Annotated in this window: 21 protein-coding genes; 9 read left to right on the top strand and 12 right to left on the bottom strand. The window is 72.5% G+C overall.

All coding sequences use genetic code 11. The features are described from left to right. Positions 1–5: 5 nt before the first annotated feature. The 4 genes from ACIRDU_RS22470 (at position 6) to ACIRDU_RS22455 (ending at position 3926) form a co-directional block, all read left to right on the top strand. Complete coding sequence (locus ACIRDU_RS22470) at positions 6–680, top strand: urease accessory protein UreF (RefSeq protein ID WP_403582010.1); 675 nt, start codon at positions 6–8, stop codon at positions 678–680. A 63-nt stretch (positions 681–743) separates the two neighbouring features. Further along, on the top strand, positions 744–1421 hold the full coding sequence (ureG, locus tag ACIRDU_RS22465; RefSeq protein WP_403582009.1) for an urease accessory protein UreG: 678 nt from the start codon (positions 744–746) through the stop codon (positions 1419–1421). Beyond that, positions 1409–2194 (top strand): urease accessory protein UreD, encoded by a 786-nt coding sequence (locus ACIRDU_RS22460; protein WP_403582007.1) that lies wholly within the window; start codon positions 1409–1411, stop codon positions 2192–2194. The genes ureG and ACIRDU_RS22460 overlap by 13 nt, the downstream gene beginning before the upstream one ends. A 130-nt stretch (positions 2195–2324) precedes the next feature. Continuing rightward, positions 2325–3926, top strand: a complete 1602-nt coding sequence (locus ACIRDU_RS22455) for an alpha/beta hydrolase (protein WP_403582006.1) — start codon at positions 2325–2327, stop codon at positions 3924–3926. 51 nt (positions 3927–3977) lie between these two features. On the opposite strand, the gene ACIRDU_RS22450 is transcribed toward ACIRDU_RS22455, so the two are convergent. Together ACIRDU_RS22450 and ACIRDU_RS22445 are read right to left on the bottom strand one after the other, a co-directional pair. Further along, positions 3978–5009 carry an NAD-dependent epimerase/dehydratase family protein gene (locus tag ACIRDU_RS22450; protein WP_403582005.1) on the bottom strand — a complete coding sequence of 344 codons (1032 nt, stop codon included), beginning with the start codon at positions 5007–5009 and terminating at the stop codon, positions 3978–3980. Between the two features lie 59 nt (positions 5010–5068). Then, on the bottom strand, positions 5069–5785 hold the full coding sequence (locus ACIRDU_RS22445) for a lysophospholipid acyltransferase family protein (protein ID WP_403582003.1): 717 nt from the start codon (positions 5783–5785) through the stop codon (positions 5069–5071). A 353-nt stretch (positions 5786–6138) separates the two neighbouring features. On the opposite strand from ACIRDU_RS22445, the gene ACIRDU_RS22440 reads away from it, so the two are divergent. Then, complete coding sequence (locus tag ACIRDU_RS22440) at positions 6139–6594, top strand: RpiB/LacA/LacB family sugar-phosphate isomerase (RefSeq protein ID WP_403582002.1); 456 nt, start codon at positions 6139–6141, stop codon at positions 6592–6594. A 1-nt stretch (position 6595) separates the two neighbouring features. On the opposite strand, the gene ACIRDU_RS22435 is transcribed toward ACIRDU_RS22440, so the two are convergent. From ACIRDU_RS22435 to ACIRDU_RS22415, 5 genes are all read right to left on the bottom strand, one after another. Continuing rightward, the gene (locus ACIRDU_RS22435; protein WP_403582001.1) at positions 6596–7834 is read right to left on the bottom strand and encodes a PP2C family protein-serine/threonine phosphatase; all 1239 of its coding nucleotides are present in this window, start codon (positions 7832–7834) and stop codon (positions 6596–6598) included. A 66-nt stretch (positions 7835–7900) separates the two neighbouring features. Continuing rightward, positions 7901–10360 carry a SpoIIE family protein phosphatase gene (locus ACIRDU_RS22430; RefSeq protein ID WP_403581999.1) on the bottom strand — a complete coding sequence of 820 codons (2460 nt, stop codon included), beginning with the start codon at positions 10358–10360 and terminating at the stop codon, positions 7901–7903. 387 nt (positions 10361–10747) lie between these two features. Then, positions 10748–12001 (bottom strand): ornithine--oxo-acid transaminase, encoded by a 1254-nt coding sequence (rocD, locus tag ACIRDU_RS22425; protein ID WP_403581997.1) that lies wholly within the window; start codon positions 11999–12001, stop codon positions 10748–10750. Beyond that, positions 11998–12828, bottom strand: a complete 831-nt coding sequence (gene ddaH / locus ACIRDU_RS22420) for a dimethylargininase (protein WP_403581995.1) — start codon at positions 12826–12828, stop codon at positions 11998–12000. Before ddaH ends, rocD begins: the two co-directional genes overlap by 4 nt. Before the next feature lie 126 nt (positions 12829–12954). Continuing rightward, positions 12955–13473: an Lrp/AsnC family transcriptional regulator gene (locus tag ACIRDU_RS22415; protein WP_403581994.1), complete on the bottom strand. Its 519-nt coding sequence runs from the start codon at positions 13471–13473 to the stop codon at positions 12955–12957. A 56-nt stretch (positions 13474–13529) separates the two neighbouring features. On the opposite strand from ACIRDU_RS22415, the gene ACIRDU_RS22410 reads away from it, so the two are divergent. From ACIRDU_RS22410 to ACIRDU_RS22395, 4 genes are read left to right on the top strand one after another with little or no spacing between them, the layout of a single operon-like run. After that, positions 13530–14279, top strand: coding sequence for a LytTR family DNA-binding domain-containing protein (locus ACIRDU_RS22410; protein ID WP_053674358.1), 750 nt, complete (start codon positions 13530–13532; stop codon positions 14277–14279). Between the two features lie 2 nt (positions 14280–14281). Next, positions 14282–14644: a hypothetical protein gene (locus ACIRDU_RS22405; protein ID WP_403582224.1), complete on the top strand. Its 363-nt coding sequence runs from the start codon at positions 14282–14284 to the stop codon at positions 14642–14644. 10 nt (positions 14645–14654) lie between these two features. Further along, complete coding sequence (locus ACIRDU_RS22400) at positions 14655–16370, top strand: cation acetate symporter (RefSeq protein WP_403581992.1); 1716 nt, start codon at positions 14655–14657, stop codon at positions 16368–16370. Next, positions 16367–17581: a sensor histidine kinase gene (locus ACIRDU_RS22395; protein WP_403581990.1), complete on the top strand. Its 1215-nt coding sequence runs from the start codon at positions 16367–16369 to the stop codon at positions 17579–17581. Before ACIRDU_RS22400 ends, ACIRDU_RS22395 begins: the two co-directional genes overlap by 4 nt. A gap of 4 nt (positions 17582–17585) precedes the next feature. Here the strand turns inward: ACIRDU_RS22395 and ACIRDU_RS22390 are convergent, their stop codons facing one another. The 5 genes from ACIRDU_RS22390 to ACIRDU_RS22370 form a co-directional block, all read right to left on the bottom strand. Then, on the bottom strand, positions 17586–17765 hold the full coding sequence (locus ACIRDU_RS22390) for a hypothetical protein (protein ID WP_030835374.1): 180 nt from the start codon (positions 17763–17765) through the stop codon (positions 17586–17588). Positions 17766–17845: 80 nt separating this feature from the next. Continuing rightward, positions 17846–18796 (bottom strand): cytochrome c oxidase assembly protein, encoded by a 951-nt coding sequence (locus ACIRDU_RS22385; protein WP_403581989.1) that lies wholly within the window; start codon positions 18794–18796, stop codon positions 17846–17848. Positions 18797–18910: 114 nt separating this feature from the next. Continuing rightward, the gene (locus tag ACIRDU_RS22380; protein ID WP_403581987.1) at positions 18911–19936 is read right to left on the bottom strand and encodes a 6-phosphofructokinase; all 1026 of its coding nucleotides are present in this window, start codon (positions 19934–19936) and stop codon (positions 18911–18913) included. A gap of 205 nt (positions 19937–20141) precedes the next feature. Continuing rightward, positions 20142–20870 carry a glutamine amidotransferase gene (locus tag ACIRDU_RS22375; RefSeq protein WP_161368284.1) on the bottom strand — a complete coding sequence of 243 codons (729 nt, stop codon included), beginning with the start codon at positions 20868–20870 and terminating at the stop codon, positions 20142–20144. Positions 20871–20893: 23 nt separating this feature from the next. Next, positions 20894–22132: a MurT ligase domain-containing protein gene (locus ACIRDU_RS22370; protein ID WP_033307230.1), complete on the bottom strand. Its 1239-nt coding sequence runs from the start codon at positions 22130–22132 to the stop codon at positions 20894–20896. Positions 22133–22135 lie beyond the last annotated feature (3 nt).

The following is a 22135-nucleotide window of genomic DNA, read 5'->3' as shown; positions in this document are numbered from 1 at the left end:
GTCTGATGTCGCGTGCAGCGCTTCTCGTCCTGGCCGACGGGCGGTTTCCCGCCGGGGGACATGCGCACTCCGGCGGTGCCGAGGCGGCGGTCAAGGCCGGGCGGATCAGCGGGGCGACGAGCCTCAGCGAGTTCTGCCGGGGGCGGTTGCACACGACGGGGCTGGTGGCGGCGGGGCTGTCCGCGGCCGCGGCACTAGGGATCGATCCCGTCGCGCTGGACCGTGCCGCGGACGCGCGCACCCCCTCGCCCGCGCTGCGGGTCGCCGCCCGGAAGCTGGGGCGGCAGTTGCTGCGGGCCGCGCGGGCGACCTGGCCGTCCGCCGAGCTGGACACGCTCGGGAGGGAATTCCCCAAAGGGGCGCATCAGCCGGTGGTGCTGGGGCTGGCGGCCCGGGCGGCGGGCCTGGGGCCGGTGGACGCGGCGTACTGCGCGGCGTACGAGAGTGTGAGCGGGCCCGCGTCGGCGACGGTGCGGCTGCTCAGTCTGGATCCGTTCGACGCCACGGGGGTGCTGGCCCGGCTGGCGCCCGAGGTCGACCGGGTCGTGGACCGGGCGGTGGAGGCGGCGCGCAGGGTGGTGGACGAGGGGGTCGACGCGTTGCCGGCGGGATCGGCGCCGCTGCTGGAGATCGGGGCTGAGACCCATGCGGGGTGGGCCGTGCGGCTGTTCGCCTCCTAGACGGTCGCCGGGCCCTGCATCCACCACCCGCATCAGTCGGACAACAACGTAGGAGTCGCTTCCATGCATCTCGACCACAGCCACCCCGGTCCCGCCGCCGTCAGCGCCGACGCCCTGCGCCCCGACGGTCGCCGCCGTGCCCTGCGCATCGGGCTCGGAGGCCCGGTGGGGTCCGGGAAGACCGCCACCGTCGCCGCGCTCTGCCGGGCGCTGCGGGACGAGCTGTCGCTCGCCGTCGTCACCAACGACATCTACACGCGGGAGGACGCCGAGTTCCTGCTCCGAGAGGCCGTGCTGCCGCCCGAGCGGATCACCGCGGTGGAGACGGGGGCCTGCCCGCACACCGCGATCCGGGACGACATCTCCGCGAACCTGGAGGCGGTGGAGGATCTGGAGGACGCGGTCGGGCCGCTGGACCTGGTGCTCGTGGAGTCCGGCGGGGACAACCTCACCGCGACCTTCTCCAAGGGGCTCGTCGACGCGCAGATCTTCGTGATCGACGTGGCCGGTGGCGACGACATCCCGCGCAAGGGCGGCCCCGGCGTGACCACCGCCGACCTGCTCGTCGTCAACAAGACCGACCTCGCCCCGTACGTCGGCTCCGACCTCGCGCGGATGGCCGCCGACGCCAAGGCGCAGCGCGCCGAACTGCCGGTCGTCCTCCAGTCGTTGCGGGGCGAGACGGGGGTGGCGGATGTCGCCGCGTGGGTGCGTGCGCAGCTCGCCGCGTGGACGGCGTGAGCGTGCGCGCCGGCGCCGGGGTGCGGTCCGTCGCGCGGATCGTCGCCCGGGACGACGGGCGGGGCGGGACCTCGCTGCCCGTGCTGGAGAGCGACGGACCGCTGGCGCTGCGGCGTACCCGGGCGACCGGCTCGGAGGCGCGGGTCATGCTGGTCGGTGCGATGAGCGGGCCGCTCGGCGGTGACCACTTCACCGTGGAGGCCCGGGTGGAGAAGGGGGCGCGGCTGTCCGCCGGGTCGGCCGCCGCCACCATCGCGCTGCCCGGCCAGGCGAAGGGCGACGCCCGCTACGACGTCCGGCTCGATGTCGCCGACCATGGCGAACTGCACTGGCTGCCCGAGCAGTTGATCTCCGCCCACGGCAGTGACCTGAAGGTCACCACCCGCGTCGAGCTCGCCGCCACGGCCCGGCTCGTGCTCCGCGAGGAGCAGGTGCTCGGGCGCGTCGGTGAGGAACCCGGGCGGCTGACGAGCCGTCTGACCGTGCGGGTCGACGGGCAGGCCGTGCTCGACCAGGAACTCGCCTGCGGGCCCGGCGCACCGGGCGGCTGGGACGGGCCCGCCGTGCTGGCGGGGCATCGCGCGGTCGGGCAACTGATCGTCGTAAGGCCGGAGTTCGCCGCCGAACCGGTGGCCGCCAGGGTGCTGGGGGAGGGGGCCTCGGTGGTGCCGCTCGCCGGGCCCGCCGCGCTGGTGACCGCCGTGGCGCCGGACGCCCTCCGGCTGCGGCAGCTGCTCGACGAGACCCTGACGTCCCTCGCGTCACGACGGTAGCCGTCCGTAGAGCAGAACCGGTTCTCCGTTTATCGGATTGGCAAAGAAGGGCGTCCGGCCCTGTTGTCAGGGACCTCACAACCGAGAGGATCCCCCGTACTGATCGCAACGAGGTACGGGGAGGTTCCCCTTGAGGGGTTCGAGACCGAAGAAGCGGGTGGCGGCGCTCGGTTCGGCCGGCGCGCTCGTCACGGCCACGCTGATAGCCGGCGCCGTCGCGGCGCCCACGGCCAACGCGAGCGCGGGCAGCGGCCACGGCCAGGACCGGGAGGCCCGGGGCACCGCTATCGCCGCCGCCCGGGCCGCGAAGACCGGCATCGACTGGCAGGACTGCCCCGCCGACTGGAACCTGGCCAAGCCGATCCAGTGCGGGTACGTCACCGTGCCGCTCGACTACGCCAAGCCGTACGGCAAGCAGATCAAGCTCGCCGTCGACCGCATCGGCAACACGGGCACGAAGGCCGAGCGGCAGGGCGCGCTCATCTACAACCCCGGCGGCCCCGGCGGCTCCGGACTGCGCTTCCCGGCCCGGGTCACCAACAAGAACGCCGTCTGGGCGAACGCGGCCAAGGCCTATGACTTCGTGGGCTTCGACCCGCGCGGCGTCGGCAAGTCCACGCCCATCTCCTGCGTCGACCCGCAGGAGTTCGTCAAGGCACCCAAGATGGACCCGGTGCCCGACTCCGAGGCCGACAAGCTCGCCCAGCGCAAGCTGGCCCGCGAGTACGCCGAGGGCTGCCAGGAGCGCAGCGGCGCGATGCTGCCGCACATGACCACACCGAACACCGCGCGCGACCTCGACGTCATCCGCGCCGCCCTCGGCGAGAAGAAGCTCAACTTCCTCGGCGTCTCCTACGGCACCTACCTGGGCGCCGTCTACGGCACCCTCTTCCCGGGCCACGTGCGCCGGATGGTCGTCGACAGCGTCGTCAACCCGTCCCGGGACAAGATCTGGTACCAGGCCAACCTCGACCAGGACGTCGCGTTCGAGGGCCGCTGGAAGGACTGGCAGGACTGGGTCGCCGAGAACGACGCGACCTACCACCTCGGCACCACCCGTGCCGCCGTCCAGGCGAAGTGGCTCCAGCTGCGCGCCACCGCGAAGAAGAGCCCGATCGGCGGGGTCGTCGGCCCGGCCGAGCTCATCTCCTTCTTCCAGAGCGCCCCGTACTACGACTCCTCCTGGGCGCCGGTCGCGTCGGTCTTCAGCAAGTACGCCGCCGGTGACACCCAGGCGCTCGTCGACGCCGCCGCCCCCGACCTGTCCGACACGGCGGGCAACGCGGCCTCGGAGAACGGCAACGCCGTCTACACGGCCGTGGAGTGCGCCGACGCCAAGTGGCCCACCAGCTGGCGTACCTGGGACCGGGACAACACCCGGCTGCACCGCGACCACCCCTTCATGACCTGGGCCAACGCCTGGATGAACCTGCCCTGCGCCACTTGGCCGGCCAAGCAGCAGACGCCGGTGAACGTCAAGACCGGCAAGGGCCTGCCCGGCGTGCTCATCGTCCAGTCCGAACGGGACGCGGCCACCCCGTACGAGGGCGCCGTGGAACTGCACAAGCGGTTCAAGGGCTCCCGCCTGATCACGGAGAAGGACGCGGGCTCCCACGGCGTCACCGGCCTGGTCAACCCGTGCATCAACCCCCGGGTGGACAGCTACCTGCTCACCGGCAAGCTGGACGGCGCCGACGTGACCTGCGCGCCGCACGCCACGCCGAAGCCGTAGCCGTCGGCCGTACGGCGGTGAGGGGCGGCCGGGACACCGGCCGCCCCTTCCTCATGCCTGCCGGGCCGCGAACCAGGCGTCCTCCGCCGCATAGTCGAAGAGGTCCGGGTAGGCGCGGGCGAGGGTGGGGAACGCCTCCCGCCAGTCCTGCTCGGACAGCCGGCGCGTGAGCCACTCGACCGTCTCCGGTAGGCTGTCCGGGTAGGAGACGACCGGCCGGTAGCCCAGTTCCCGTTCCGCGGCGGACATGTCGCACACCACCGGCAGCTCCACCGACCAGGGCGAGCTGCCCACGGACGCCTGCGCCGGCCCGTCCAGCAGGACGGTCTCCGCCTCCGCTCCCATGACCGCGTCCACGGCGGCCCCGATCTCCGACACGGTCGGCGGCCGCGGGTCACAGGCGTTGAGCACCCGCGAGCCCGGCCGTGCCGCCGCCAGCCGGATCAGTTCGGCGATGTTGCGCGCGGCCGAGGTGTGGAAGCGGCTCTCGCCCCGGAAGGCGAGCACCCTCCTGCCCCGGCCGTCGAGGTTCCGCTTGACGAAGTACAGCTCCCGGGGGAGCGGGCTGTACGGCCCGTGGATCGCGCCCGGGCGCAGCACGGTCGTGGGCAACCGTTCGCCCACCGCCAGGAGTTCACGCTCCAGAGCCACCTTGCCGGTGCTGTACGTGGCGTCCCCCGGAAGGACCGTCACCTGGTCCTCGGCGATCGGCACGGGGTACCGCGGAAGACCGTCCGGCTCAGCCATGGTGTCGAAGCCGCGGCCCGTGCCGTCCTCGTACACCGACACGCTCGACACCACCACGGCCGCGCCGATCCGGTCGGCCAGGTGCGTCAACTGCCGTGCGTGCCGGGCCCCGTAGGCGACCATGTCGACCACGAGGTCGCAGCCGTCGCCGATCAGCGCGCCCAGCGCCGCGTCGTCCTCGCGGTCCAGCCGCCGCGTCCGCACCTCGCCGGGCCAGTTCTCGCCCCGGCCGCCGCCGCGCGACGCGGCCGTCACCTCCCAGCCGTCCCGCGCCAGCGCCTCCACCGCCGGCCGCCCGATCTGCCCGCCGGCCCCGATCACCACAGCACGTCTCATGCCGTGACCGTAGATCGCCGCGGTCCGGCCGGGGAACCGGCCTCTGCCGACAGCAGATCTCAGCTGCGGGGCATGCGCCGGAACTTCCGCTCCTTGGCGGCGGCCTCCTCGGCCTTCACCTCGGCCGCGTACCGGTCGACGTACTCCTGCTCGGACAGGGAGAGGATCGCGTACATGATCTCGTCGGTGATGGCGCGCAGGATGGCCTTCTCGTTCTCCATGCCCTCGTAGCGGGAGAAGTCGAGGGGCTCGCCGAAGCGGATCACGACGGGGTGGATGTTGGGAATGACCTTGCCGGGCGGCTGGGCCTCGAAGGTGCCGATCATCGCGCAGGGGATGACCGGGACGCCGGCCTTGAGGGCCATCACCGCGACGCCGACCTTGCCCTTGTAGAGGCGGCCGTCGTGGGAGCGGGTGCCCTCGGGGTAGATGCCGAGCAACTCGTCCTTGCTCAGCACGCCGAGGCCCTCGCGGATCGCGGCCTGGCCCGCGTCCTTGCCCGAGCGGTCGACCGGGATCTGCCCCGCGCTGCGGAAGAAGAAGGCCGTCAGGCGGCCCTTGAGGCCCGGGCCGGTGAAGTACTCGGCCTTCGCGAGGAAGGTGATGCGCCGCTTGAGGATCGCGGGCATCAGGAAGTGGTCCGAGAACGACAGGTGGTTGCCGGCGACGATGGCGGCGCCCTCCGCGGGAACGTGCTCCAGGCCTTCTATGCGAGGCCGGAAGACCAGTCTCAGCAGCGGGCCCAGCAGTACGTATTTCAGCAGGTAGTAGAACAAAGCGGGCGCTCCTCGACTCTCGCGGTGGACTCAACCGCCGCGTTCCAGCAGGTCAACCGGCATGTCGTGGGGTGCCAGTGTAGGTGCAGGCGCGACCACCGGGCACCTCGTGCGGCCGGACCGCACAGATCCTTCGCCAATTGACTGATGGTCAGTCAGGAGTGGGTGTCCGGTGGTGCTCATGCGGCTGGGGAGAACCGCGGGACCAGCGTGCTGCGCCGTGCCGGTGACGGGCAAGCCGAACGGGTGGCGTGGCGCGATGGCGGGGGTGCGTGGCGGGCCTGAGGCTCTTGCGCGCGAGGGGCTGTTGTGGGCCGGTGGCCCCGGCCGCTCCGGCGAGTAACCTGCCAGGTATGCGGATCTCTGTTTCCTCGGACATGGACGAACCCGTCGCCCGCTCCCTCGTCGCCGCCCTGCGCGAGCGCGGGCACGAGGTGCGCCCGCACGGCGCGCTGCGCCCGGGGGACGACCCGCAGTGGGCGGTGTGCTCCGAGGCCGCGGCCCGCGAGGTCGCCGACGGCATGGCCGACCAGGCGGTGGTGTGCTGCTGGACCGGCACGGGCGCCTCGATCGCCGCGAACAAGGTGCCCGGCGTACGGGCCGCCCTGTGCACGGACGCCTACACGGCCGACGGGGCGCGCCGCTGGAACGACGCCAATGTGCTCGCGCTCAGCCTGCGCCTGACGTCGGAGCCGCTGCTGACGGAGATCCTCGACGCGTGGTTCGCCGGCGAGCCCAGCGGGGACGCCGAGGACCGGCAGAACGTCGACCGCGTCCGGCTGCTCGACCACGGCAAGACCCGCATGTAGCTCACAGACGCACGATGACCAGCGCGGTGTCGTCGGTGGCGCCGCCGGGCGGCAGCAGCTGGGACAGGACGGTGTCGGCGAGAGTCTCGGGTTCCTGGTCCCGGTGGTCGCGCAGGGCGGCGGCGAGCCGGTCCAGACCCGTGTCGATGTCCTCGCGCCGCCGTTCGATCAGGCCGTCGGTGTAGAGCACGAGCGTGGCGCCCGGCGAGAACGTGGTCGCGGCCTGGGGCCTCGGGATCGGGTCCGGGCGGGCGTCGAGCGGCGTGTCCGTGGCCTGGTCGAGAAACTCCGTGCGGCCGTCGGCGTGGACGAGCACGGGCGGGAGATGGCCGGCGCTGCTGTACGTGATGACGTGGCGGTCGCAGTCGACGAAGGTCGTCACGGCGGTCGCGGACTCGGCCCCGTCGATCACGTGGGCGTAGCGCCCCAGCACGTCCAGGGCCTGGGCCGGGCCCGCGGCGACCCGGGAGGCGGCGCTGAGCGCACTGCGCAGCTGGCCCATCACACCGGCCGCCTCCAGCCCGTGCCCGACCACGTCGCCCACGGCCACGCCGATGCGGTCGCCGCCCACCAGATCGACCAGGTCGTACCAGTCCCCGCACACGTTGAGCGCGCCCACGGCGGGCCGGTAACGGACGGCGGCCCGATGGTGGCCGACCTGCCGGGGTGCGGGCAGCATCGCCTCCTGCAAGGCCAGCGCCACCTCCCGCTCCCTGGAGTGCGCCTGGCGCAGCCGCTCGTTGAGCTCCTGCAACTCACGGGCGCGGGTGTACAGCTCGGCCTCCAGCACCCGGGCCCGGCTGCCCCGGTTCGCCGGAGAGCCGCCCCGGGCCCGGATCAGCTCCGTGACCTCCTCCACGCGGTGCAGGATCAGCACGACCTTGCCGTCCGAGCCGAGCAGGGGCGCGTTCACCGGGCTCCAGTAGCGCTTCTGCCACTCGCCGGGGCGCTCGGGATCCTCGACGTCGTAGCGCTGGAGGGCCATGGTGTCGCGCTGCCCGGTGGCCAGGACGCGGTACAGCGAGGCCTCCAGGTTGCGCATGCCCGACGCGGCCGGGTCGTTGGGGTTGTCCGGGAAGACGTCGAACAGGTACTTGCCGATCAGCTGCTCGCGCGTGCGGCCGGAGCCGCGGACGAACTCCTCGTTGACGTCCGCGTACACGAGCTCGGGTGTCAGGAGAGCCACCATGCCGGGCAGCGCCTGGAAGACCGCCCCGTAGTCGATCGCCGTGTCCGCCATGGCTGCCGCCTCACCGCTGCCGGGATCACACCAGTTTCGCACGGTATGGGTGAACCTCACCCGGCTTCACTCCGACGGGTCCGTCAGAGACTGCTCGGCCCAGATGATCTTCCCCTCGGGGACGAACCGCGTGCCCCACCGCTGCGTGAGCTGGGAGACCAGCAGCAGCCCGCGCCCGCCCTCGTCCGTCGTACGGGGATGGCGCAGATGGGGCGCGGTGGCGCCGCCGTCGAGGACCTCGCACACCAGGGCACGCTCCCGGATCAGCCGGAGCCGGATGGACCCGGTGGCGTACCGCATGGCGTTGGTGACCAGCTCGCTCACCACCAGCTCCGTGGTGAAGGCCAGCTCGTCCAGCCCCCAGTGCGCCAGCTGCCGGGTGGCCGTGCGGCGGGCGTCGGCGACCACGGCCGGGTCCGAGGGCAGGTCCCAGGCCGCGACCTGCTCGGTGCCGAGACGTTTCGTCCGGGCCATCAGCAGCGCCACGTCGTCGTACGGGCGGGCCGGGACCAGCGCGTCGACCACGGCCCTGCAGTACGACTCGAGCGGGCCCTCACGCTCCAACGCGCGGCGCAGCCGCTCCCGGCCCGCGTCGACGGCCCAGGTCTCCCCCCGGGCCAGCAGCCCGTCGGTGTGCAGCGCGAGCGTGCTGCCCTCCACGAGGGGCAGCTCGACCGCCTCGAAGGGCGGGCCGCCCACGCCGAGCGGCGGCCCTTGCGGCAGATCGACGAACACGACCGAGCCGTCGGGCAGCACCACGGCCGGTGCGGGATGCCCCGCCGCGGCCATCGCACACCCGCCGTCGACCGGGTCGTAGACGACGTACAGGCACCCGGAGCCCACACACTGCGTGCCCGCGGAACCCACCGTGCCGGGCTCGGCACCCTCCTCCCGCGCCGACCGCGCCACCAGGTCGTCGAGGTGCGCCAGCACCTCCGCGGGCGGCAGATCCAGGGCCGCCAGGGTCCGTACGGCGGTCCGCAGCTGACCCATGGCCGCCGCGGCGTCGATGCCGTGCCCGGGCGCCTCGCCCACGACCAGCGCGACGCGCGCCCCGGACAGCGGGATGAGGTCGTACCAGTCGCCGCCGAGTCCGGTCAGCTCGTCGGCCGGCCGGTAGCACGCGGCCACCTCGACGGCGCCCTGTTCGGGCAGTCGGTGGGGGAGCAGGCTGCGTTGCAGGACGAGCGCGGCGTCCCGCTCGCGGGTGTAGCGGCGGGCGTTGTCCACGCAGACGGCCGCGCGGGCGACGAGGTCCTCGGCCAGCCGCAGGTCCTCCTCGTCGAAGGGTTCCCGGCTGTGGCGCCGGTAGAAGGTCGTGATGCCCAGGGTGGTGCCGCGCGAGCGGATCGGCACGGCCATCACGCTGTGCAGACCCAGCTCCCGGAACGTGGCCCGGCGGCCGCTCGGGGTGTCCGTGGTCCAGTCCCGGGTCAGCGGGTCGAGTCGCTCCTCGCGCCAGGACCGTCCCGTGGCCAGGCAGCGGAAGGGGGGCGTGCCGGCCCGGAAGGCGACCACCTCGCCGATCGCGATGACGGCCTCCGTGAGGTCGTCCTGCGCGGACCGGTAGCCGGCGCGGCGCAGCTCCACCGGCTCCTCCGAGTCCGCGAGCGGCCCGGGAGCCGGCTCGGCGCCCCCCAGCACCGACTCCAGCAGGTCCACGGTGACGAAGTCGGCCAGCCCCGGCGCGGCCACGTCCGCCAGCTCCTGGGCGGTGCGCGTGAGGTCCAGGCTGCGGCCGATGCTCTGGCCGGCCCGGTCGAGCAGCGCCAGCCGCTGCCGCGCGCGGTGCCGCTCGGTCATGTCCACGACCGTGTAGTACACGCCGATCGGATGGCCCCGGTCGTCCTCGAGCCGGGTGAACGACAGCATGTGCGCCGTCTCGCGCAACGGTGCCGAGCGCACATGGCCCACGTGCTCATAGCCGATCACGGCCTCGCCGGTCTCCAGCACGTGCCGCATCTGCGCCTCGACCGCCTGGGCGTCCATGCCCGGCTGGACGTCCGCGAAGCGCAGACCGAGCCGGCGCGCCGCCGGGCCGCCGCCGAACTGCTCCAGGGCGGCGTTCGACCACACGAAGCGCAGGTCCGTGTCCACGATCGCGATACCGACCGGGGCGCCCGCCGCCATCTGTTCCAGGACCGTGCGGCTCATGTCCCAGCCGGGGGCGTCGGCCAGCTCCGACAGGAGCATCAGCCAGCGCGACCCGCCGTGCGCCTCCTCGGCCGAGGCGATCCGGGCCACGACCTTCACCGGCTGCCCGTCCCTGCGGCGGGCCGTCAGCAGCCCCGTCCAGCCGCCGCTCGTGCGGCACCGCTCGACCAGGTCCGGCACCCGCTGCGCGTCCTCGGCGACCAGCAGATCGGCCAGTTTCCTGCCGACCGCCTCGGAAGCCGGGTACGCCAGCAGCCGCCGGGCACCGCTGGTCCAGCCCGTCACCACGCCCTGTGGATCGAGCAACAGGGGCGCCGCGTCGGCCACATCGAACCGCTGCCGGGCAACGCCGTACACCTCGTCTGCGCCCACGGCCGACCTCTCTGTCGCTGAGAGTGGTCTACCACCTCTTGCCTCAATCTTCACCCTTCCGGCGACAGCGGGCGGCCTGGGCGGGGCCGGGCGGGGTGGGGTCGTTCCGCCTCAGAGCCCCCGGGCCGGTCAGCGCGCGGAAGGGGACGACCCCCGACGAGCGGACCGGCATCGCTTCGGCCCACACGGATCCGCGCCTGCTCGGCCCGACGTCGCCGGAGGGCGCTGCGATCCCGCATCGAGGACGCGTGCCCACCCGATGAGGGTCGAGCCTGCTCGAACGCCCGCGAGCGCCCCCGCCAACTGCGGCAGGGCGCCGGCGTCGTCCGCACGTCCGCCCGCTCGGTATCGCCGCCGACCTGCCGCTGAAGGTCCTCCTCCAGCCCCTTACCCCAGTGCCTTCTCCAGCGCCGCGAGTGCTCCCCGCAGCTCCTCGGCCGTGATGGTGAGCGGCGGGGCCAGGCGGATCGTCGAGCCGTGGGTGTCCTTCGCCAGGACTCCCTCCCGCATGAGCCGCTCGCTGATCTCGCGGCCGGTGCCGAGCGCGGGGTCGACGTCCACGCCCGCCCACAGGCCGCGCGAGCGGAAGCCGACGACGCTCTTGCCGACCAGCCCCGTCAGACCGTCGCGCAGGATCACGCCCAGCTCGGCCGCCCGGCGCTGGAACTCGCCCGTCTCCAGCAGCTCGACCACCGCCGTACCGACCGCCGCCGCCAGCGGGTTGCCGCCGAACGTCGAGCCGTGCTCCCCGGGATGCAGCACCCCGAGCACCTCCCGGCGCCCGACCACCGCCGACACCGGCACGATGCCGCCGCCCAGCGCCTTGCCCAGCAGCAGCACGTCCGGCACCACCGGCTCGTGCTCGACCGCCAGCGTGCGGCCCGTGCGGCCGAGCCCGGACTGGATCTCGTCCGCGATGAACAGACAGCCCTTGCGGCGGGTCAGCTCCCGCACGCCGGCCAGATAACCGTCGTCCGGGATGATCACCCCCGCCTCGCCCTGGATCGGCTCGATCAGCACCGCCGCGGTCGTCTCGTCGACCGCCGCCTCCATCGCGGCCAGGTCGTTGTACGGCACCACCCGGAAACCCGGGGTGAAGGGCCCGAAGCCCGCCCGGGCCGTCGCGTCCGTGGAGAAGCTGACGATCGTCGTCGTACGGCCGTGGAAGTTGTCCGCCGCGACCACGATCGTCGCCCGGCCGTCCGGTACGCCCTTGACGTCGTAGGCCCACTTGCGGGCCACCTTCACCCCGCTCTCCACCGCCTCCGCACCGGTGTTCATGGGCAGCACCATGTCCATGCCGGTCAGCGCGGCCAGCCGCTCCGCGAACTCGGCGAGCCGGTCGTTGTGGAAGGCGCGTGAGGTGAGGGTCAGCCGGTCGAGCTGCCGATGGGCCGCCTCGATCAGCGCCGGGTGCCGGTGGCCGAAGTTGAGGGCCGAGTAGCCGGCCAGCATGTCGAGGTAGCGCTGCCCCTCCACGTCCTCCACCCAGGTGCCCTCGGCCCGGGCCACGACCACCGGCAGCGGGTGGTAGTTGTGCGCGAGGACCGGCTCCTCCGCGCGGATCAGCTCCTGCGAGCCACGGGTCTCCCGCGAGCCACGGCTCTCCTGCGGGTCCTCGGTGCGGACGGGTGCGGTCATGAGCGGGTCTCCCGGATCTCCTGGGTGCAGCACTTGATGCCGCCACCGGCCTTCTGGAACTCGGACAGGTCGACGGGGACGGGGACGTAGCCACGGCCGGCCAACTGCTCGGCCAGGCCCGTCGCCCCCGGTGAGATGAACACGTGGCGCCCGTCGGAGACGGAGTTGAGCCCGAACGCCATCGCGTCCTCACGGGTGGCGAGCACCGCGTCCGGGTACAGCCGGGCCAGCACCTCGCGGCTGCCCGGCGAGAACGCCTCGGGGTAGTAGGCGATGTTCCCGTCGTGCCCCTCGTCGAGGACGAACAGCGCCGTGTCGAGGTGGTAGAAGTACGGATCCACCAGCGTCAGGCTGATCACCGGCGTCCCGAAGTACTCCTGCACCTCGCTGTGGGCCTCCCGGGTCGTACGGAAACCCGTCCCGGCCAGGATCCAGCGGCCGGCCGGCACCAGGTCGCCCTCGCCCTCGCACACCGACTCGGGGTGGTACACCTCGAAGCCCTCCGTCTTGAACCACGCCTCGTAGGGCACGGACTCGGGACGGCGTTCGGGCGCGTGGAAGAGGGAGCCGAAGACGCGGCCGCCGACCACGACCGCCGCGTTCGCGGCGAAGACCATGTCGGGCAGACCGGGAACGGGTTTCACACTGTCCACGGTATGGCCGTGGGCACGGTAGGCGTCGACCAGCGCCTGCCACTGGTCCAGGGCGCGGATGACGTCGACGGGTTCGTCGGGATGCATCCACGGGTTGATCGCGTACTGCACGGCGAAGTGTCTGGGTTCGCAGACGAGGTAGCGCCGCCGGCGCGGCACACGGGAGTCGGGCACAGAGGGGTCCCTCCGCTTCCTCACGGTGTGTGACTGGGGGTTGACACAACGGTAGGAACCGACGGAGGTGCCCGACAAGAATCAAAGGTTGCGTGTTCGCGCAGGAACGCTGCGTCTTGTGACCGCTCAGCGCAGGTCTGCTGCGCGCCCCGGAGGCTCCTGCGGCGCCGGCTGGCTGGCCCCCGCCTCCGGGCTCTCCGGGAGCAGGTGGGACAGCACCATCACGCTGATCGTCTTCCTGATGAACGGCTCCTGCCGGATCCGCTCCAGGACCTCCTCGAAGTGCTCCACGTCCCGCGCCCGCACATGCAGCAACGCGTCCGCGCCGCCGGTCACGGTCATCGCCGCGGCGATCTCCGGGTAGTCGCGCACGACCTCGGCCAGCCGCCGCGGCGGTGCGGCGCCCTCGCAGTACACCTCGACATAGGCCTCCGTACGCCAGCCCAGCGCCGACGGCTTCACCGTCGCCGAGAACCCGGTGATGACGCCCGTCTCGCGCAGCCGGTCGACCCGCCGCTTGACCGCCGTGGCCGACAGTCCGATCGCCGTGCCGATCTCGGCGAACGACGTCCTGGCGTTCGCCATCAACGCCGTGATGATCTTCCGGTCGAGTTCGTCGAACGGCGTGGACGACCTGCTGTTCATGCGGGCACTGTATCCACGTGTCCGAACAGCGGGGATCGCCCCTACACTCCACGTTCATGCTGCGTGCCCTGGCTGTCGACGACGAACGCCCTTCCCTGGAGGAGCTGCTCTACCTCCTGCACGCCGACCCCCGCATCGGCAGCGCGGAGGGCGCCGGCGACGCCACCGAGGCGCTGCGCCGCATGAACCGCGCCCTGGAGTCCGGCCCGGGCGGGCCCGAGGCCATCGACGTCGTCTTCCTCGACATCCAGATGCCCGGCCTCGACGGCCTCGACCTCGCCCGGCTGCTCACCGGCTTCGCCAGGCCACCGCTCGTCGTGTTCGTCACCGCCCACGAGGACTTCGCCGTGCAGGCCTTCGACCTCAAGGCCGTCGACTACGTCCTCAAGCCCGTCCGCAAGGAGCGGCTCGCGGAGGCCGTCCGCAGGGCCGCCGAGCTGCGCGGCGCCGCCCCGCGCATCCCCGTGCACGAACCCGACCCGGACCACATACCCGTCGAACTCGGCGGGGTGACCCGCTTCGTCGCCGTCGACGACATCACCCACGTCGAGGCCCAGGGCGACTACGCCCGTCTGCACACCGACAAGGGCAGTCACCTGGTGCGCATACCGCTGTCCACCCTGGAGGAGCGCTGGCGCACCCGCGGCTTCGTCCGCATCCACCGCCGCCACCTCGTCGCCCTGCGCCACATCGGCGAACTGCGCCTCGACGCGGGCACCGTCAGCGTCCTCGTCGGCTCCGAGGAGCTCCAGGTCAGCCGGCGCCACACGCGCGAACTGCGCGACCTGCTCATGAGGAGGCCGTGACGGTGCCCCAGGACCACACCGAACGCCGCGTCGTCGTCACCGGCCCGCCCCGCCTGACGCGCCGGACCTCATCCGGCTACTACCGCCCGCGCACCGAGATCGACGAGCAGACCACCCTCGGCCACACCTACGTCCGCTCCCTGATGCGCACCCAACTGCGCGCCGCCCTCACCGTCTTCGCCGTCCTCGGCCTGCTCATCGGCCCGCTCCCGCTGCTGTTCGCGGCGATGCCCGACGCCCGCCGCCTGGAATGGGCCGTCCTCGGCTTCGGCCTCTACGCCCCCCTGGTCCTGCTCGCCCGCTGGTACGTCCGCCGCGCCGAGCGCAACGAGCGCGACTTCGTACGCCTCGTCGAAGACCGCTGAAGCCCCACCGATGAACTCCAGCTACGCCATCCCCGCCGTCGCCCTGGTCGTCGTCACGACGATCCTCGTCGGCGCCTTCGGCCTGCGCATCTCGCGCACCACCTCCGACTTCTACGTCGCCTCCCGGACCGTCGGCCCCCGCCTCAACGCCGCCGCCATCAGCGGGGAGTACCTCTCCGCCGCCTCCTTCCTGGGCATAGCGGGCCTCGTCCTGGTCCAGGGCCCCGACATGCTCTGGTACCCGGTCGGCTACACCGCCGGCTATCTGGTCCTGCTGCTCTTCGTCGCCGCCCCGCTGCGCCGCTCCGGCGCCTACACCCTCCCCGACTTCGCCGAAGCCCGCCTCGCCTCCCAGGCCGTGCGGCGGCTGGCCGGTGCGTTCGTCGTCGGCGTCGGCTGGCTGTACCTGCTGCCCCAGCTCCAGGGCGCCGGGCTTACCCTGACCGTGCTGACCGGGGCGCCCGACTGGCTCGGCGGAGTGATCGTCGCCGTCGTCGTCACCGCCATCGTCGCCGCCGGAGGCATGCGCAGCATCACCTTCGTGCAGGCCTTCCAGTACTGGCTGAAGCTCACCGCCCTGCTCGTCCCCGCCCTCTTCCTGGTCCTCACCTGGCAGAGCGACGGCGCCCCCCGGCACGCCTTCGACGAACCGGCCACCTTCCGTGAGCAGCGCGCCGTCCGCGTCGACGACAGCATCGACCTGAAGCTGGAACGCCCGCTGACCGTCACGGTGACCGGCACCGTCGACGGCCGCGCGCACACCGACACACGGCTCGACCTCCCCGCCGGTACCCACCACATCGAACGCGGCACCCGCCTCACCTTCGCCGCGGGCGCCCCCGTCCCCCGGGCCGAGCGCAGCGGCGGCGGCGACCTGTCCCCGTCACAGGCCGAGAGCCGCGAGGAACGCCCGCTCTACGCCACGTACGGGCTGATCCTCGCCACGTTCCTCGGCACCATGGGCCTGCCGCACGTCGTGGTCCGCTTCTACACCAGCCCGCACGGCGTCGCCGCCCGCCGCACCACCGTCGCGGTCCTCGGCCTGATCGGCGCCTTCTACCTCCTGCCACCCCTCTACGGCGCGCTCGGCCGCCTCTACGCCCCCGAACTCACCCTCACCGGCGACCCGGACGCCGCCGTCCTGCTGCTGCCCGACCGCATGATCGGGGGAGTGGGCGGCGATCTGCTGGGCGCGCTGGTCGCCGGGGGCGCCTTCGCCGCGTTCCTGTCCACGGCCTCGGGCCTGACCATGGCGGTCGCGGGTGTCCTCACCCAGGACGTGCTGCCGTCCCGGGGCGTACGGCACTTCCGGCTCGGGACGGTCCTCGCCATGGCCGTGCCCCTCGCGGCGAGCGTCCTGGTCGGTGGGCTGCCGGTCGCCGACGCCGTCGGGCTCGCCTTCGCCGTGTCGGCGTCCTCGTTCTGCCCGCTGCTCGTCCTCGGCATCTGGTGGCGTCGGCTGACCCCGCCGGGAGCCGCCGCCGGGATGCTGGTCGGCGGCGGCTCCGCCCTGCTCGCCGTCGCCGCGACCATGGCGGGCTACCCGGGCGAGGGAGCCGCCCTGCACGCCCTGCTGGCGTGGCCCGCGCTGTGGTCGGTGCCGCTGGGCTTCCTCACCATGATCCTGGTGTCCTTGGCCACCCCCGGCCGGGTCCCGCCCGGCACGGCGGCGGTCCTGGCCCGGTTCCACCTGCCCGAGGAACTGCGCACGGAGGTGACGGCATGAGCGGATTCCTGGCGGGCCTGTGCGTGGCCGTGCTCCCGGTGCTCGCCCTGGGGGTATGGCTCGGCCGGCGCACCGCACGGGCCAAGAGCCTCGCCGGCCTCGGCACCCCCGTCGAGCACGCCACCTTCGAGACCCTGCACACCGCGTCCCTCGCCGCGCCCCCGCTGCGGTCCGGCCTGACGGAGGAGACCGCCCGCAAGTCCGCCCGCAAACTGCGCTCCCTGCTCGGCACGGACGCCCTCTGCCTCACCGACCAGGGGCAGGTACTGGTCTGGGACGGCGACGGCGCCCACCACCGCACCGAGATCATGGAACGCCTCGCGGGCCCCCTGGAGACCGGCCGCGGCGAGGCCTTCCGGCTCACCTGCGACAGCCTCGACTGCTCGGTGCGCTGGGCGGTCGTCGCCCCGCTCACCGTCGACGACCGGGTGCACGGCGCCCTCGTCGCCTGCGCGCCCCGCGAGTCGGCGGTGCTCGTCCGCGCCGCCGGCGAGGTCGCCCGCTGGGTCTCGGTCCAGCTGGAACTGGCCGATCTCGACCAGTCCCGCACCCGCCTCATCGAGGCCGAGATCAAGGCCCTGCGGGCCCAGATCTCCCCGCACTTCATCTTCAACTCGCTCGCGGTGATCGCCTCGTTCGTCCGCACCGACCCCGAGCGCGCCCGCGAGCTGCTCCTGGAGTTCGCCGACTTCACCCGCTACTCGTTCCGCCGGCACGGCGACTTCACCACCCTCGCCGAGGAACTGCACGCCATCGACCACTACCTGGCGCTGGTGCGGGCACGCTTCGGCGACCGCCTCTCCGTCACCCTCCAGATAGCCCCGGAAGTGCTGCCGGTGACCCTGCCGTTCCTGTGCCTGCAGCCGCTCGTCGAGAACGCCGTCAAGCACGGTCTGGAGGGCAAGGCCGTGCCCTCCGGCAAGTGCCACATCCAGATCACCGCCCAGGACGCCGGTGCCGAGGCCCTCGTCGTCATCGAGGACGACGGCGCCGGCATGGACCCCGGCCTGTTGCGCCGCATCCTCGCCCGCGAGGTCAGCCCCTCGGGCGGCATCGGCCTCTCCAACGTCGACGACCGGCTCCGCCAGGTCTACGGCGACGACCACGGGCTCGTCATCGAGACCGCCGTGGGCGCCGGCATGAAGATCACCGTCCGGCTCCCGAAGTACCAGCCGGGTGTGCACCCGGCCGGCCGGCTGACCCGGGAGTGAGCCGTCAGGTGCTGCGCGTGGTGACCACCAGTCCCAGGGTGATCAGCCCCAGGACGACCCAGCCGAACCACAGCCAGCCATTGCTCCCGAGCGCCACCGTGTAGGCCGTCACCACGACCAGCCCGCCCAGCGTGAGCGCTCCCATGGTCTTCGTCGAGTTGGAACCGTTCGTGGAACCGGGCATCGCAACACCCTCCTCATGGTTCGGTCCCTTTATGGTGCCCGGCGGACGCCCGGCGCGCACGGCCCGTACACGAGCGGTGTTCAGCGCCCCTGCGTGTTCAGCGAGGCCAGATAGGCGTTGTACGCCTCCAGTTCCTTGTCCCCGTCGCGGTCGGCGGCCCGGTCCTCGCGCCTGGCCTGCCGCTGGTCCGAGGCGTACCACTGGAACAGCAGGGCGACCAGCACCAGCACGGAGGGGATCTCGCTGAACGCCCAGGCGATGCCGCCCGCCGCGTTCTGATCCGAGAGCGCCTCGATGCCGAGCGAGCCGGGCGGGTTCTTGAACGTCTCGACCATCGGCTCGGACGCCATCATCAGCGCGATCCCGAAGAACGCGTGGAACGGCATGCCCGCGAACAGCTCCAGCATCCGCATCAGGTAGCCCGGGCGGTGCGGGCCCGGGTCCACGCCCATGATCGGCCAGAAGAACACCAGGCCGACGGCGAGGAAGTGCACCATCATCGCGATGTGACCGGCCTTGGAGCCCATCAGGGTGTCGAAGAGCGGCGTGAAGTACAGCCCGTACAGGCTCGCGATGAACAGCGGGATGGTGAACGCCGGGTGCGTGACGATCCGCATGTACCGGCTGTGCAGGAACATCAGCAGCAGCTCACGCGGGCCCTTGCGGCCACGCCCCGCGGTCGGCAGCGCCCGCAGCGCCAGTGTGATCGGCGCCCCGAGCAGGATGAGGATGGGCGACACCATGCTGATGACCATGTGCTGCACCATGTGCACACTGAACATGACCATGCCGTAGTCGTTCAGCTGGGTGCACATCATGAGCATGATGCTCAGCACGCCCAGGACGTAGGCGACCGTCCGCCCCACGGGCCACTTGTCCCCGCGCCGGACGAGCCGCACGACACCCCACCCGTACAGGGCCAGCCCGGCCAGGCAGGCGACGAGGAAGAACGGGTCCGCCGACCACTCCAGCCCTCGTCCCAGCGTGAACGGCGGCAGATCCATGGTCATGCCGTGCCCGCTGTGATCCATTCCGCCGGCTCCTGTTTCGTGGGGGTGTGCAGCCATCTGTCCGCCCACAAGAGTAGAACCGCCCCCGGCCACGGTTGTGACCGGGGGCGCAGTCAGGCGCGGATCAGCTCGATCTCAGAGCACACACTCCGCCTCGTCGTACCGGTCCTCCGGCACGGTCTTCAGCGTCTTCACGGCCTCGGCGAGCGGCACCATCACTATGTCGGTGCCGCGCAGCGCGGTCATCTGCCCGAACTCACCGCGGTGCACGGCCTCCACCGCATGCCACCCGAACCGCGTGGCCAGCACCCGGTCATAGGCGGTCGGCGTACCGCCGCGCTGCACGTGCCCGAGGATCACCGGCCGGGCTTCCTTCCCCAGCCGCCCCTCCAGCTCCACGGACAGCTGCCGGGCGATCCCGGCGAACCGCTCGTGCCCGTAGATGTCCTTGCCGCCTTCGTCGAACTCCATGGTTCCCGGCTTCGGCTTCGCCCCTTCCGCCGCCACGACGATCGCGAAGCGCTTGCCCGCCTCGAACCGCTCACCCACCTTGCGGGTCAGCTCGTCGACGTCGAAGGGCCGCTCGGGGACGACGATGGCGTGCGCACCGGCCGCCATGCCGGAGTGCAGCGCGATCCAGCCGGTGTGCCGGCCCATGACCTCGACCACCAGCACGCGCTGGTGGGACTCGGCGGTGGTCTTCAGCCGGTCCAGGGCCTCGGTCGCCACACCCACGGCCGTGTCGAAGCCGAACGTGACGTCCGTGACCGCGATGTCGTTGTCGATGGTCTTCGGCACGCCCACGATGGGCAGGCCGCTGTCCGACATCAGCCGGGCGGCCTTGAGCGTGCCCTCGCCGCCGATGGGGATGATCGCGTCGAGGCCGAGCTCCTCGACATGGCCCTTGGCCCGCTCCACACCGTCCCGCAGATGGGAGGGCTGGACCCGGGAGGACCCGAGAATCGTGCCGCCGCGGGCGAGGATGCCGCCCACGGCGTCGAGGTCGAGCTTGAGGTAGTCGCACTCCAGGAGGCCCTTCCAGCCGTCCCGGAAGCCGATGACCTCGTCGCCGTGGTCGACGACGGCGCGGTGCACGACGGACCGGATGACGGCGTTCAGGCCGGGGCAGTCGCCGCCGGACGTGAGGACACCAATGCGCATAGCCCGAATACCTTCTCAACGTGGGCCGGGGACCGGACCACGTTGTCCGGCTCGAATCCCCGCCACCCTAGCGGCATCGAGGGGCCGGACCGAAGCACGCGTCCGCCTGCTGGACGACCCCGCTCACCTGTGCGGATGTGCCGTCAGACGGGCTGTTGACCAGCAGGTTGACGCCTCCCTCACGCGGGCCGCTGAGCAGCAGTGTTCACGCAGGCTGCTGCGCAGCGGCGATGCGCTCGTTGCGGAGCGCCTCGTACCAGCGGTCGTCGGTCGGCGGCAGCGCGTTGACGTCGAGGGCCAGCTTCAGCAGCAGGTCCGCGATCAGCGGGTTGCGTGCGAGCACCGGCCCGTGCATGTACGTGCCGAAGACGGTGTCGTTGTACGCGCCCTCCGTGCCGTCGCCCGTGCCGTTGCCGTTGCCGAAGCGCACCCGGGCGAGCGGGCGGGCGGTGGGGCCGAGGTGGGTGACGCCCTGGTGGTTCTCGAAGCCGGTCAGCGGGGGCAGGCCCAGACGCTGGTCGACGTCGCCCAGCACGTCACCGACGCACCGCGCGCCCTCGCCGCGCACCGACACCACGTCCAGCAGCCCGAGACCGGGCTCGCGCTGGCCGAGGTCGTTGATGAACTCGTGGCCGAGGATCTGGTAGCCGGCGCACACGGAGAACACGATGGCGCCGTTCTCCACGGCCCGGGTCAGTCCGCCGTCCCGGCGCAGCCGCTCGGCGGCGAGCCGCTGCGGCCGGTCCTCGCCGCCGCCGATCAGGTAGATGTCGCCCGAGGTCGGGATCGGCTGGTCGCTGCGCACGTCCAGCCGGGCCACGTCCAGGCCGCGCTGCTGGGCGCGGCGCTCGACGACGAGGACGTTGCCCTGGTCGCCGTAGGTGCTGAGCAGGTCGGGATAGATCCAGACGATGCGCAGTTGGTTGTCGCTCACAAAAGTCCCCTGACGTCTCGTGCTCAGTTGCCGACGCGGCGGCGCAGGTCCTGGAACGCCGTGTAGTTGGCGATGACCTCGATCCGGCCCGGCGGGCACGCGGCCACGGCCTGGTCGAGGTTCTCGTAGACCTGGAAGTGCTGGTCGGCGACCTCCAGGCGCACCGCCAGGTCCAGTCGCCGGTCGCCGACGACGCAGATCGGGTGGCCGGTCAGGCGCGAGTAGTCGACGTCCCACAGCCAGGAGGTGTCGGTGCCGTCGGCGGAGCGCGCGTTCACCGACAGGATGACCGGGGTGGGCGGCGGGTCGATCAGGGAGAACGTCTCGAGCCAGCCGGCGGGGTTCTTCGCGAGCAGCAGCCGCAGGTCACGGCCCTGGAACTGGACGACGTCGTACCGCCCGGCCACCGCCTGCACCTGGTACATGCGCTCCAGCGCGACCTGCGGCGGCACCCCGAACACGGCGGCGACGGCGGCCGAGGAGGCGGCGTTGGCCTTGTTGGCGCGGCCGGGCAGCTGGAGGTGGATCGGCCAGGCCGAGCCGTGCGGGTCGAGCACGTGGTCGCCGGAGAGCGCCCAGCTCGGCGTCGGACGGCGGAAGCCGCACTCGCCGCAGAACCAGTCGTCGCCCGGGCGCTGCATGACGCCACCGCACGACGGGCAGGACCAGGCATCGTCCTTCCACATCTGCCCGGCGGCCACCCAGATCACGTTGGGGGAGGACGACGCCGCCCACACCACCAGCGGGTCGTCGCAGTTGGCCACGACCACGGCCTTGGAACCCGCGAGTCCCTCCCGCCAGTTCTCGGCGAGCATGCGGGTCTCGGCGGCCCGGTCGAGCTGGTCGCGCGAGAGGTTGAGCAGGGCGATGCACTTCGGGGCGGTGTCCCGGGCGACGCCGGCGAGGTACTTCTCGTCGACCTCGATGACGCCGTAGCGGGCGTCCGAGCTGCCGGCGAGGGCCGAGGTGATGCCGGCCGGCATGTTGGCGCCGAGCGCGTTGGAGACGACCGGTCCCGCCGCGCGCAGCGCCTCGGCGATGAGCCGGGTGGTGGTGGTCTTGCCGTTCGTCGCGGAGACCAGGATCACGTCCAGGTTCTGGGCGAGCCGGGCGAGGAGGTCGGGGTCGAGTTTGAGCGCGACCCGGCCGCCGATCACCGAACCGCTGCCGCGCCCTGCGGCGCGCGATGCCGCCGCGACCGCCTTGCCCGCGGTCACGGCCAGCTTGGCCCGCGGCGAGAGCGGGTCCGAGTTGCCTGCCATCAG

Origin of the sequence: Streptomyces sp. NPDC093598 (genome assembly GCF_044764825.1) — a bacterium.
In the GTDB taxonomy this organism is placed as follows: Bacteria; Actinomycetota; Actinomycetes; order Streptomycetales; family Streptomycetaceae; genus Streptomyces.
The sequence above is the reverse complement of the archived record's forward strand: the minus strand, read 5'-3'. Positions and strand labels throughout refer to the sequence as shown.